The organism is Limimaricola litoreus, assembly GCF_024159025.1.
Lineage (GTDB): Bacteria > Pseudomonadota > Alphaproteobacteria > Rhodobacterales > Rhodobacteraceae > Limimaricola > Limimaricola litoreus.
On sequence record NZ_JAMYXC010000315.1, the window covers coordinates 1 to 11306 of the forward strand.

13 protein-coding genes and 1 pseudogene are annotated in these 11306 nt (G+C 68.0%); 10 read left to right on the plus strand and 4 right to left on the minus strand.

Going from position 1 to position 11306, the window contains the following annotated elements; genetic code table 11:
• From NHG85_RS18970 to NHG85_RS18980, 3 genes are all read left to right on the plus strand, one after another.
• On the plus strand, positions 1–533 hold a 533-nt coding region (locus tag NHG85_RS18970), incomplete at its 5' end, for an SRPBCC family protein (protein WP_253335299.1).
• Positions 534–546: 13 nt separating this feature from the next.
• The gene (locus tag NHG85_RS18975; protein ID WP_253335301.1) at positions 547–1728 is read left to right on the plus strand and encodes a zinc-dependent alcohol dehydrogenase; all 1182 of its coding nucleotides are present in this window, start codon (positions 547–549) and stop codon (positions 1726–1728) included.
• A gap of 108 nt (positions 1729–1836) precedes the next feature.
• Positions 1837–2064, plus strand: a complete 228-nt coding sequence (locus NHG85_RS18980) for a WGR domain-containing protein (protein ID WP_253335302.1) — start codon at positions 1837–1839, stop codon at positions 2062–2064.
• Here the strand turns inward: NHG85_RS18980 and NHG85_RS18985 are convergent.
• From NHG85_RS18985 to NHG85_RS18995, 3 genes are all read right to left on the minus strand, one after another.
• Entirely contained in the window at positions 2049–2375 is a 327-nt protein-coding gene (locus NHG85_RS18985) for a calcium:cation antiporter family protein (protein ID WP_253335303.1), read from the minus strand. The genes NHG85_RS18980 and NHG85_RS18985 overlap by 16 nt on opposite strands.
• A gap of 88 nt (positions 2376–2463) precedes the next feature.
• A complete protein-coding gene (locus NHG85_RS18990; RefSeq protein WP_253335304.1) occupies positions 2464–3597 on the minus strand; it encodes a Gfo/Idh/MocA family protein in 1134 nt (377 codons plus the stop codon).
• A 10-nt stretch (positions 3598–3607) separates the two neighbouring features.
• Positions 3608–4309 (minus strand): GntR family transcriptional regulator, encoded by a 702-nt coding sequence (locus tag NHG85_RS18995; RefSeq protein ID WP_253335305.1) that lies wholly within the window; start codon positions 4307–4309, stop codon positions 3608–3610.
• Positions 4310–4399: 90 nt separating this feature from the next.
• Here NHG85_RS18995 and NHG85_RS19000 point away from each other — a divergent pair, with 90 nt between their 5' ends.
• From NHG85_RS19000 to NHG85_RS19030, 7 genes are all read left to right on the plus strand, one after another.
• Positions 4400–5554, plus strand: coding sequence for an LLM class flavin-dependent oxidoreductase (locus NHG85_RS19000; RefSeq protein WP_253335306.1), 1155 nt, complete (start codon positions 4400–4402; stop codon positions 5552–5554).
• Entirely contained in the window at positions 5554–6444 is an 891-nt protein-coding gene (locus tag NHG85_RS19005; RefSeq protein WP_253335307.1) for an aldo/keto reductase, read from the plus strand. The genes NHG85_RS19000 and NHG85_RS19005 overlap by 1 nt, the downstream gene beginning before the upstream one ends.
• Positions 6441–6950 (plus strand): flavin reductase family protein, encoded by a 510-nt coding sequence (locus NHG85_RS19010; RefSeq protein WP_253335308.1) that lies wholly within the window; start codon positions 6441–6443, stop codon positions 6948–6950. The genes NHG85_RS19005 and NHG85_RS19010 overlap by 4 nt, the downstream gene beginning before the upstream one ends.
• 56 nt (positions 6951–7006) lie before the next feature.
• Positions 7007–7597, plus strand: a complete 591-nt coding sequence (locus NHG85_RS19015) for a TRAP transporter small permease (RefSeq protein WP_253335310.1) — start codon at positions 7007–7009, stop codon at positions 7595–7597.
• Positions 7597–8886, plus strand: a complete 1290-nt coding sequence (locus tag NHG85_RS19020) for a TRAP transporter large permease (protein WP_253335312.1) — start codon at positions 7597–7599, stop codon at positions 8884–8886. Before NHG85_RS19015 ends, NHG85_RS19020 begins: the two co-directional genes overlap by 1 nt.
• A 32-nt stretch (positions 8887–8918) precedes the next feature.
• Entirely contained in the window at positions 8919–9977 is a 1059-nt protein-coding gene (locus tag NHG85_RS19025; protein WP_253335314.1) for a TRAP transporter substrate-binding protein, read from the plus strand.
• A 121-nt stretch (positions 9978–10098) separates the two neighbouring features.
• Complete coding sequence (locus NHG85_RS19030) at positions 10099–11091, plus strand: YeiH family protein (protein WP_253335316.1); 993 nt, start codon at positions 10099–10101, stop codon at positions 11089–11091.
• Positions 11092–11094: 3 nt separating this feature from the next.
• On the opposite strand, the pseudogene NHG85_RS19035 reads toward NHG85_RS19030, so the two are convergent.
• A pseudogene (locus NHG85_RS19035) lies at positions 11095–11306 on the minus strand (ABC transporter substrate-binding protein); the annotation flags it as partial.

Consider the following 11306-nt stretch of genomic DNA (forward strand, 5'->3'; position numbering starts at 1 on the left):
GGCCGCAGCAGCGCCGCCCCGCCGACAGCGCGCCGGGCCGCACCGCGCGCCAAGGCCGCTACGGCGGCTATGCCGTCACCGGCCGCAGCGTCACGATCAACAAGTCCCGGCAGGAGATCTACGCCTTCTGGCGCGACTTCTCGAACCTCGCGCGCTTCATGGAAAACGTCGAGAGCGTGCATGAGGCGGGCGAGATCTCGCGCTGGACCATCGCCGCGCCGATGGGCCACGCGGTCGAGCTGGTCACCCGCATCGTGCAGGACCGCCCCGGCGAGGAGATCGCCTGGCGGTCGACCGGGGACAGCGACATCGACACCGAGGGCAAGGTGATGTTCCGCGACGCCCCCGAGGGGCGCGGCACCGTGGTCGAGGCGGTGATCGCCTACCGCCCGCCGATGGGCGAGCTGGGGCGCATCCTCGCCAAGATGTTCCAGGCCGAGCCCGGCGTGCAGGCGCGCCGCGACCTCAAGCGGCTCAAGATGCTGCTCGAGACCGGCGAGATCGCCACCAACCGCAACCGCAACGACGGCTGAGGGGGCCAGACAGATGCGCGCACTCACATTCCACGGCAGCCACGACGTCCGCGTCGACACGGTGCCCGACCCCGAGATCGTCAACCCGCGCGACGCGATCATCGAGGTGACCTCGACCGCGATCTGCGGCTCGGACCTGCATCTCTACGACGGGGTCATCCCCGCCGTGCAGACGGGCGACATCCTCGGCCACGAGTTCATGGGCCGCGTGGTCGACGTAGGCCCGGGCTCGACGCTCAAGAAGGGGCAGCGCGTCGTCGTGCCCTTCACCATCTCCTGCGGCCAGTGCTTTCACTGCAAGATCCAGCAGTTCTCGGCCTGCGACAACTCCAACCCCGCCGAAAAGCAGGATCTGACCGAGCCGCTCTATGGCCATCCCGTCTCGGGGCTGTTCGGCTATTCCCACCTCACCGGCGGCTACCCGGGCGGGCAGGCGGAATACGTGCGCGTGCCGTTCTCGGATGTGGGCCCGATCGTCGTGCCAGAGGGCATGGAGGATGACGAGGTTCTGTTCCTGTCGGACATCCTGCCCACCGGCTGGATGGCGGCCGAGAACGCCGAGATCACCGCGGGCGACACGGTGGCGGTCTGGGGCTGCGGGCCGGTCGGGCTCTTCGCGGTGCAATCGGCGCGGATCATGGGGGCGCATCAGGTGATCGCCATCGACCATCACCCCCGCCGGCTGGAGCTGGCGCGGCAGATGGGCGCGAAGGTGATCGACTACAGCCAGACCCATGTGCTCGAGGCGCTGATGGAGATGACCGGCGGCATCGGCCCGGATGCCGTGATCGACGCGGTCGGCATGGAGAGCCACGGTTTCGCGCCCGACAACATCCTCGACAGCGTGAAGCAGAAGGTCGGCATGGGGGCCGATGCGCCGCATGCGCTGCGCATGGCGATCATGGCCTGCCGCAAGGGCGGGCGCATCTCCATGCCCGGCGTCTACGGCGGCTTTGCCGACAAGTTCCCGCTCGGCGCGCTGATGGAAAAGGGGCTGCAGCTGCGCACAGGCCAGACCCATGTGCAGCGCTACACGCATGATCTCATGCGCCGCATCCAGGAGGGCGAGATCGACACCACCTTCATGATCTCGCACCGCCTGCCGCTCGAGGAGGCGCCGCGCGGCTATCGCAACTTCAAGGACAACCAGAACGACTGGACCAAGGTCGTGCTCAAGCCCGGCACGGTGGCCTGACCTTGGCCTGACCCGCGGCCGGCCCGCGGCCCGGCGTTGCCCGCCCCTTGCCATGCAGGGGGCGGGCGCTTTCTATGAAGGGTATCGCAGCGCGGGAGACGCGGCCCCATGGAAATCCATCTCGAGAAGATCGACGCGCGGCGCAACTGCTACCGCTTCTACGAGATCAGCCTCGAGCCGGACCTCTTCGCGCAGACCGCGCTGGTGGTGCGCTGGGGCCGGATCGGCGGGCGCGGGCGCAGCCGCGTCGCGGGCTCGGGCTCCATGCGCGAGGCGCAGGATCTCGCCACGCGGCTGCTGCGGCTGCGGCTCAAGCATGGCTACGCGCTGCGCTGAGCCTCAGGACCAGAGCGCCCAGAGATAGAGCACGTAGCCCGCCAGCAGCAACGCCCCCTCGCGCCGCGAGATCTCGGCCCGGTCCAGACCAGAACCACGACCACGACCACGACCACGAGCGACGCTGCGGTCATCACGAGGTTGTCGAAGCCCAGGATCTCGGTCGCCACCGGTCCGGGCGAGACCATGGCGGTGACGCCGGCGATGCCGAGGATGTCGTAGATGTTGGAGCCGATGGCGTTGCCATAGGCGATGCCCGGCGCGCCCTTCACCGAGGTGACCAGCTCCGGCGTCGAGGTGTCGAAGCCCACCAGCGGTGAGATGGGGAAGGGAGGGGGCGGCAAGCGGTGGGAGGCGACAGGGCGCGAATTATTCCGCGCCCTGTCGGTTCGGGCGGCCTCAGGCCGCGCGCAGCCGGGCGGGCATCAACCCGGTCTCCTCCATCGAGACGGCGCGGCCCTCGCGGATCGACATCTGCGCGGCGAGGCCCATCGCCACGGCGGCCCAGCCATCCTCGAGCGTCACCTCCGGGCGGCCGCGCTGGCCGCGCACCAGTTCGAGGAAGCGGGCATGCTGGTAAAAGGTCGATCCGTTGTGATCGCCCGCTTCCAGCAGCGCCGGATCGACCGGGATCTCGCGCATCTCGGGGCCCTTGGGCGCGCGCGGGCTGACGATGAGCTGCGGCACGGGCGGCTCGCCCAGATGCTCGGGCCAGAACCGGCCCGGCCCCGGCACCAGCGCCTCGATCCGCGCCCGCGGCCCGACCGCCGTGACCTCTTCCTGCCAGCGCGCGCCCTCGGCGAACATGCACAGTTCCAGCATGGCCCGGCCGCCGCGCGCGAAATCGACGATGACATAGCCATTGTCGAGCACGTCGGGCGCCACGCCCTCGTAGTTCTCGTCGTGGTGGTTCACCGCCTGGCTGCCCGAGGCCATGACGCGCACCGGCTCGTCATCCAGCGTCAGCCGCATCAGGTCGAAGAAATGGCAGCATTTCTCCACGAAGGTGCCGCCCGTGTAGCGGTTGAACCGGTTCCAGCCGCCGACCTTGTGCAGGAAGGGAAAGCGGTGCTCGCGGATGGTGAGCATGCGGATGCCGCCCGTGGTGGCCTGAGCCTCCTTGAGGAAGGCGGCGATGGGCGGCATGTAGCGATATTCCATCGCCACCCACACGGGTGCCGGGTAGCTGTCGCGGAAGGCGGCGAGACGCGCCGTCTCGGCCGGATCGGTGAAGAGCGGCTTTTCGACGAGGAGCGGCAGCGGGTTGAGCCGGGCGATCTCCTCCATCTGTTCGAGATGGCGGAAATTGGGGCTGGCGATCAGCAGGCAATCGAGGCCGTCGGTCGCCATGAGATCGGCGACCGAGTCGCACATGCGCGCCTCGGGGGCAAAGGCCTGCGCCTGCATTGCCATCTCGGCGTCGGGCTCGAAGATCCCGGCGACGCGAGCGCCGGGCAAGAGCGCGATGTTGCGCAGGTGCTCCTGTCCCATCATGCCGCAGCCGATGATTCCGTAATTGGTGACCGTGGTCATGTGACCTCCCTCAGATCAGGCGCTGCACGTAATGCGCGCGCGCCGTGTCGAACCATGTGCGCGAGAACTCGACCGGCGCGGGGCCCTGTGCCCAGCTCAGCCGCTCGATGTATCCGGTGACCGTGCCGGGGGGCAGCGTGAAGGCCGCGGGCGCCCAGCCGGGCACCTCCCCGATGGTGACCCGGTCCTCGGCGCGGGTGATCCAGAAGCCGAGGTGGGTCTTGTAATAGAGATAAAGCGAATCCCCGAGCTTGCCGGGCTCGATCCCGCCCGCCGCCCCGTCGAGCCAGATCTCCTCGACCGCGATCACCGTGTCGTTGAGTCGGCGCAGGCGGCGGATGCGGGTAGCCTGCGCCGCGGTGCCGAAGGCGGGCAGGGCGGCGGGCTTGTCCATGCGGGCGATGTCGAGCGCTTGGGCACGCGGCAGGCCGCCGCCCTCCGGCAGCTCCAGCCGGAACATCGAATAGACGCTTTCGGCCTGCGCGTTGCGGCGCACGTAATTGCCCGAGCCCTGTACCCGTTCCAGCATGCCCTTGTCGGACAGCTCGGCCAGCGCCTTCCTGAGCGTGCGCACCGAGGTGCCCAGCCGCGTGGCGAGATCGCGCTCGGGCGGCAGCCGCTCGCCCTCCACCAGCCGCCCCGAGGCGATCTCGCGCATCAGCAATTCGCAGATCTGCTGGTGCATCGGCAAGGCGGCGGGGGCGTCTGGCATGAATCTCGCGCTCAAAATTGATGCACCATTGATTTGCATTTGCCCGACTGCTAGGCAAGTGGAAATCGTGACACTCGGAGGAGCCCCCGCATGACCGTCGTCCCCATCACCTCGCCCGATCTCGACGCGGTCGAGGTGTCGTGGTTCGCAGCGCTCTGCTCGGATGATTTCAGGCTCTTGGGCAAGCCCGAGGGCGATCTGCGCTCCTCCTGGGCGCATTGCTCGCAGATCGTGAAGACCGCCGAGGCGCAGGGCTTTCGCAACATCCTGTGCCCCTCCTCCTACCAGGTGGGGCAGGACACGCTGAGCTTCGTCGCGGGCTGCGCGCCGATCACCTCGAAGATCAACATGCTGGCCGCGATCCGCTGCGGCGAGATGCAGCCGATCATGCTCGCGCGCACCGTCGCCACGCTCGACCACATGCTCGAAGGCCGGCTGACGCTCAACGTCATCTCCTCGGATTTTCCGGGCGAGAAGGCCGAGAGCGAATACCGCTACCAGCGCTCGCGCGAGGTGGTGGAGATCCTCAAGCAGGCCTGGACCCGCGACGAGATCAACTACAAGGGCGAGGTTTACGACTTCCAAGGCCTGACCACCGACCCGGCCAAGCCCTACCAGGAGGGCGGCCCGCTTTTGTATTTCGGCGGCTATTCCCCCGCCGCGCTCGAACTCTGCGGCCAGCATTGCGACGTCTACCTGATGTGGCCGGAAAAGAAGGACGACCTCGCCGGGCGGATGCGCAGCGTTCATGCGGTCGCCGAGAAATACGACCGCACGCTGGATTATGGTCTGCGCGTGCATGTCATCACCCGCGACACCGAGGCCGAGGCGCGCGAATACGCCCAGCACCTCGTGTCGGAGCTCGATGACGAAGAGGGCCGCGCGATCCGTGAGCGCGCACTCGATTCCACCTCGCTCGGCGTGTCGCACCAGGCGCGCAACCGCGAGCTGGCCGACATGGAGGGCTTCATCGAGCCCAACCTGTGGACCGGCGTGGGCCGGGCGCGCTCGGGCTGCGGGGCCGCCCTGGTCGGTTCGACCGATCAGGTGTTCTCCAAGCTGGAAGAATACCGGAAGATGGGCATGCGGGCCTTCATCCTCTCGGGCTATCCGCATATCGAGGAGGCCGAACATTTCGGCGCCCGCGTGCTGCCGATGATGAAGACCTGTTCGCTGCCCGAAGCTTACGGCCGGGTGCCGAGCCAGACACCGAAGACGCCGCTGGGCGCAGGAGACCGTCGCTGATGAACCGTATCGAGATTTCCAAGGATGTCGCGCTGAGCCGGCTTGTCTATGGCATGTGGCGCATCGCCGACGATGCCGACACCAGCGCCAAGCACGTCCGCGCCAAGATCGACGCCTGCCTCGCGCAGGGCATCACCACCATGGACCAGGCCGACATCTATGGCGGCTACGGCGCCGAGGCGGTGCTGGGCGCGGCGCTCAAGGAAGATCCCGGCCTGCGCGACCGGATCGAGATCGTCAGCAAATGCGGCATCGTGGCCCCGATGGGCCGCCACTCGGACAAGCGGGTCAAGCATTACGACACCTCGCGCAGCTATATCGAGCAGGCGGTGGAGACATCCTTGCGCGACATGGGCACCGAGCATCTCGATCTGCTGCTGATCCACCGTCCCGACCCGATGATGGATCACCGCGAGACCGGCGCAGCACTCGACGGGCTCGTGGCCTCCGGCAAGGTTCGCGCCATCGGCGTGTCGAACTTCCGCCCCTGGGACGTGGAGCTTCTGGAATCCGCGATGGAAACGCCGCTCTCCACCAACCAGATCGAGATCTCGCTCAAGGAACTCGCGCCCTTTACCAACGGCGATCTGGCCTATCACCAGCGGCGCGGCATTCCGCTGATGGCCTGGTCGCCGCTGGGCGGGGGCGATCTGATGACCGGGCAGGGGCCGATGGCCGAACGGCTCGATGCCATCGCCTCCGCGCAGGGCGTCGATCGCGCCGCCGTGGCCGTGGCCTTTTTGCTGGCGCATCCGGCGGGCATCCTGCCGGTGCTGGGCACCAACAATGTCGAGCGGATCGCGAAGATCTCCGACGCGCTAAAGGTCGAGCTCGACCGGCAGGACTGGTTCACGCTCTACGAGGCCGGGCTCGGCGCGGAAGTGCCATGAGCGGGGCGGCCGAAACCACCGGCTTCGTGCCGGACGCTCAGAACACGCGGCTTTTGCGCGACGCCTTCGGCCGTTTCACCACCGGCGTCACCATCGTCACGGTGGCGGGCGAGGAGGGGCCGGTGGCGATCACCGCCAACAGCTTTTCGAGCCTGTCTCTCGATCCGCCCCTGGTGCTGTGGTCGCCCGACAAGGGCTCGCGCCGCTTCGGGCATTTCGCCCATGCGAGCCATTACGTGATCCACGTGCTGGCCGAGGATCAGGCCGATCTGTGCTTCGGCGTCTCCAAGGACGCGTGGAAGCTGGGCGCGCACGATCTCAAGCTGAACGATGCGGGCGTGCCGGTGATCCCCGGCGCGCTGGCGCGGTTCGACTGCACGCGAGAGGCCACGCATGAGGGCGGCGACCATGTGATCGTGGTCGGCCGGGTCGACCGCTGCGAGATCCGCGACGGCGCGCCGCTGGTCTTCTTCGCGGGCAAGACGGTGCGCCTCGCGCAGGACTGACACAGGCGGCCGCATCCCGGGGGAGGGGCGGCCACCCGAGAGGGAAAGGGAGAGGAATGGGAGGAGTTCTGGCCGTGCTGGGGCCGCTTGGGCGGCTCAACGCGGCGCTTTGCACCGCCGGTCGCGCGATCGGCGTCGTGGCCATCGCCGTCATGGTGGCGGTGACGCTCTTGCAGGTGGTCATGCGCTACGTGTTCAACAACGCGCTGCCATGGCCCGATGAGGCCGCGCGCTTTTGCATGCTGTGGATGACCGGCCTCATGGCGCCCACCGCGCTGCGGCACGGCGGCTTCGTCGCCATCGACAGCCTGATCGCGGCGCTGCCGGTGCGGCTCTCCTCGGCGCTGACGCTGATCCTGCTGTCCATCGCCATGCTGGTGCTGGTGATGGGGCTCACCATCGGCTGGGCCGAGGTCACCGGCCTCGGCGGGCGGTTCGACACCGCCTCGCTCTACCTGCCCACCTCGCTCTCCCTCGACAGCTGGTACCGCATCCCGCGCAGCTGGATGATGGCCTCTCTCGTCGTGGGCTTCGCCATGCTGATCCTCGTCAATCTCGAACTGATGATCCGCGCCTTCATGGGGCTTCTGGGCGCGGCCGACCGGCTGCCCATGGTCCGCAATCCCGAGCTGGGGAGCGCCGAATAATGCTGGTCCTGTTCCTTCCGGTCTTCCTGTTCTTCCTGATGGTCGGCCTGCCGGTCTTCTTCGGCCTCCTGTTCGCGCCGGGCATCCTCTTGTGGCTCAACGGGCAGGAGCGCGACATCACGCTTCTCTACCGCAACCTCTACAACGGCATGGACAGCTTTCCGCTGATGGCCATTCCGTTCTTCATGCTCGCGGGCGAGCTGATGAACCGCGGCGGCATCACGTTGCGCCTCGTCGAGTTTTCCCAAGCTCTCATGGGCCATTTCCGCGGCGGTCTCGCGCATGTGAACATCCTGTCGTCGATGCTCTTCGCGGGCCTCTCGGGCTCGGCGGTGGCCGACACCTCGGCGCTGGGCTCGATGCTGATCCCGGCGATGGAGAAACAGGGCTACACCCGCCGCTTCGCCGCCGCGATCACCGCCGCCTCCTCGGTCATCGGCCCGATCATCCCGCCCTCGGGCATCATGATCATCTATGCCTATGTCATGGGCGAAAGCGTCGCGGCGCTGTTTCTCGCGGGCATCGTGCCGGGCATGCTGGTGGGTCTGGGGCTGATGGCGCTCGTCAAGCTCATGGCCGACCGCTACGACTTTCCCGTCGCCTCGCGCCGCCACACATGGGCCGAGCGCGGGCAGGCCTCGCTCAAGGCCTTCTTTCCGCTGCTGACCCCGGTGATCATCCTAGGCGGCATCCTGTCGGGCGTCTTCACCCCCACCGAGGCGGCGGCCGTCGCCGTGGCTTATGCGCTGGTCATCGGGCTTTTCGTGCTGCGCACGCTGAAGTTCTCCGAGCTGGGCGACGTGCTGTCCAAGGCGGGGATCACCTCCGCCGTGGTGCTGCTGCTGGTGGGGGCCGCGATGTCGTTCAAGACGGTGGTGTCGCTTTCCCACGCGCCCGAGCTTCTGGCCGAGTTCATCCTGACGCTGACCGAGAACCCGCTGTTGCTGCTGTTCCTGATCAACCTGCTTCTCTTCGCGGTGGGCATGTTCCTCGACGCAGGTCCGGCGATCATCATCCTCGGGCCGATCCTCGGGCCGGTCTTCACCTCTCTGGGCGTCGACTCGGTGCATTTCGCGATCATCATGTGCGTGAACCTGACCGTGGGGCTGGCGACGCCACCCATGGGGCTTGTGCTCTTCGTCGCGGCCTCGGTCTCGGGCGAAAAGGTTGAGACGATCTCGAAGGCGATCCTGCCCTTCCTTGTCGTCGAGATCTTCGTGATCATGCTGATCACCTTTATCCCCGAGATTTCCATGACGATCCCGCGTCTGACGGGTTTCGCCGACTGAACGACAACAAGATGAGCAACAGGGAGGACACCATGCTCGCGAAAACCCTCAAGGCCGCCGGTCTGGCCGCACTCATGGCCGGCACCGCGCTGCCCGCCATGGCGCAGGAGTACACGCTGCGCGCCACCGCGAACTCCAACGAGAACGACGAGGATTACGACGGCCTGCAGGTCTTCAAGAGCCATGTCGAGGCTGCCTCCAACGGCGCCATCGAGGTCGAGATCTTCATGGGCACGCAGCTGTGCTCGAACGGCGCGGAATGCCTGCAAGGCGTGGCCGACGGCTCGATCGACATCTACATCTCGACCTCGGGCGGCGCCTCGGGACTGTTTCCCTACGTGCAGGTGCTCGATCTTCCTTACGTGATGGCCGACGACCGCGTGGCCGAGGCCGTGCTTTCGGGCGATTTCACCCGCACCATGCGTGACATGGCGCTTTCGGACTCAGGCGACGCGATCCGCCTGATGACCATCGGCAACACCGGCGGCTGGCGCAACTTCGCCAACACCCAGCGCCGCGTCGCCACGCCCGAAGACATCGAGGGGCTGAAGATCCGCACCGTGGTCGCCGACCTGCCGCAGGAGCTGGTGCGCGCGCTGGGCGCCTCGCCCACGCCGATCCCGTGGCCCGAGCTCTTCACCTCGCTGCAGACCGGCGTGGTCGAAGGCTCCAAGAACGGCATTACCGACATCATGTCGATGAAGTTCCCCGACGCGGGCCTGCAATACGTCACGCTCGACGGCCACGCCTACATGGGCGCGCTGTGGTGGATGTCGAACCAGCGCTTCCAGGAGCTGCCCGACGACCTGAAGCGCGTGGTGGTCGACGGCTTCTACCAGCTGCAGCAGGCGACCTTCGCGAGCCCGAAGCGCAAGTCGATCCAGGCCTACGAGGAGTTCGTGGCCGGTGGCGGCGACCTCTACGTGCCGAGCCCGGACGAGAAGGCCGCCTTCGCCGAGGCCGCGCAGCCGGTCTATGACTGGTTCACCGCCAATGTCGAAGGCGGGCCGGAGATCTACGACGCGCTGACCGCCGCCGTGGCCGAGGCCGAGAGCGAGCTCGAAGCCGCCCGTGCCGCCGACATGGAGTGACGCGGACCTGACATCTCGGCGGGGGGCGGTGCGCCGCCCTTCGCCCATGCTCCCGAAAATCCCCCTTGCCGCAGCCGGGCCACCGCCCGGTGCCGCCCCCGCCTTGCCGACAGGAGCCGCCATGACCCGCCTCGCCGACCGGACCCGGACCCTTTTCCCGGGCTTCGCCCTCGCGGCGCTGGTGGCGATGGCGGCGCAGTTTTTGTCCGAGCATTACGGCGCGCCCGCCATGCTGATGGCGATCCTTCTAGGCATCGCGCTGGCCTTTCTCTCCGAAGAGCCGCGCTCGGCGCCGGGCATCGCCTTTTCCTCGCGCAGCCTGCTGCGGATCGGCGTGGCGCTCTTGGGCGTGCGGATCAGCACCGGCATGGTGCAGGAGCTGGGGCTGGGGCTCTTCGCGCTCATCATCGGCGGGGTTTTCGCCACCATCGGCGCCTCGCTTGTCATCGCGCTCGCCACCGGGCGCGACCGGCTCTTTGCCTTCCTGTCGGGCGGCGCGGTGGCGATCTGCGGCGCTTCGGCGGCGATGGCGATCTCGAGCGTGCTGCCGCGGCGCGAGGAGGGCGAGCGCGATCTGATCTTCACCGTGGTCTCGGTCACCATGCTCTCGACGCTGGCGATGATCGCCTATCCGATCCTCGCGGCCATGTTGGGCTTCGACGCGCGCCAGACCGGCGTGTTCCTGGGCGGCACGATTCACGACGTGGCGCAGGTGGTGGGCGCGGGCTACTCCGTCTCCGAGGAGACCGGCGATCTGGCGACGCTGGTCAAGCTGATCCGGGTCACCATGCTGGCGCCGATCGTGCTGGGCGCGGCGCTGGTGATGCGCCGCAGCGCGCCCGAAGGGGGCAAGCGCCCGCCGCTGGTGCCGGGCTTCGTGCTGGGCTTTCTTGCCCTGGCCGCGCTCAACTCGCTGCATCTGCTGCCGGGCTGGGCGATCGAGGCGGCGAGCGCGGTTTCGCGTTGGGCGCTGCTGACGGCGATCGCGGCGGTGGGGATGAAGACCTCGCTCAAGCAGCTTCTCGACGTCGGCGGGCGCGCCATCGCGCTGCTGACCGCCCAGACCGCTTTTCTTGCGTTGTTCCTGGGCCTCGGCGTGGCGCTGATCGGCTGAGGGTCAGGGCGCTTCGGGCGCCGGAGCGGGAAAGGCATCGCGCCAGCGCGCACCGAACAGCGCGCGCTTGTGCGCATCGAGCGCGATCAAGAGCGCGGGCGTCAGCGCGATCGGGCGCTGCAATGTCTCGACCGCGCCGCCAAGCTCGAACGCGGCCCCGTCCTCGCCCTCCAGCCGCACGACAAGCCCCGCCGCCTCCAGCGCCGCGCGCCCCT

Bases quoted from the DNA above. Each gene is read 5' to 3' on its own strand.
- NHG85_RS18975 (WP_253335301.1), top strand. From the start codon at position 547: ATGCGCGCACTCACATTCCACGGCAGCCACGACGTCCGCGTCGACACG.
- NHG85_RS18980 (WP_253335302.1), top strand. From the start codon at position 1,837: ATGGAAATCCATCTCGAGAAGATCGACGCGCGGCGCAACTGCTACCGC.
- NHG85_RS18990 (WP_253335304.1), bottom strand. From the start codon at position 3,597: ATGACCACGGTCACCAATTACGGAATCATCGGCTGCGGCATGATGGGA.
- NHG85_RS18995 (WP_253335305.1), bottom strand. From the start codon at position 4,309: ATGCCAGACGCCCCCGCCGCCTTGCCGATGCACCAGCAGATCTGCGAA.
- NHG85_RS19000 (WP_253335306.1), top strand. From the start codon at position 4,400: ATGACCGTCGTCCCCATCACCTCGCCCGATCTCGACGCGGTCGAGGTG.
- NHG85_RS19005 (WP_253335307.1), top strand. From the start codon at position 5,554: ATGAACCGTATCGAGATTTCCAAGGATGTCGCGCTGAGCCGGCTTGTC.
- NHG85_RS19010 (WP_253335308.1), top strand. From the start codon at position 6,441: ATGAGCGGGGCGGCCGAAACCACCGGCTTCGTGCCGGACGCTCAGAAC.
- NHG85_RS19015 (WP_253335310.1), top strand. From the start codon at position 7,007: ATGGGAGGAGTTCTGGCCGTGCTGGGGCCGCTTGGGCGGCTCAACGCG.
- NHG85_RS19020 (WP_253335312.1), top strand. From the start codon at position 7,597: ATGCTGGTCCTGTTCCTTCCGGTCTTCCTGTTCTTCCTGATGGTCGGC.
- NHG85_RS19025 (WP_253335314.1), top strand. From the start codon at position 8,919: ATGCTCGCGAAAACCCTCAAGGCCGCCGGTCTGGCCGCACTCATGGCC.
- NHG85_RS19030 (WP_253335316.1), top strand. From the start codon at position 10,099: ATGACCCGCCTCGCCGACCGGACCCGGACCCTTTTCCCGGGCTTCGCC.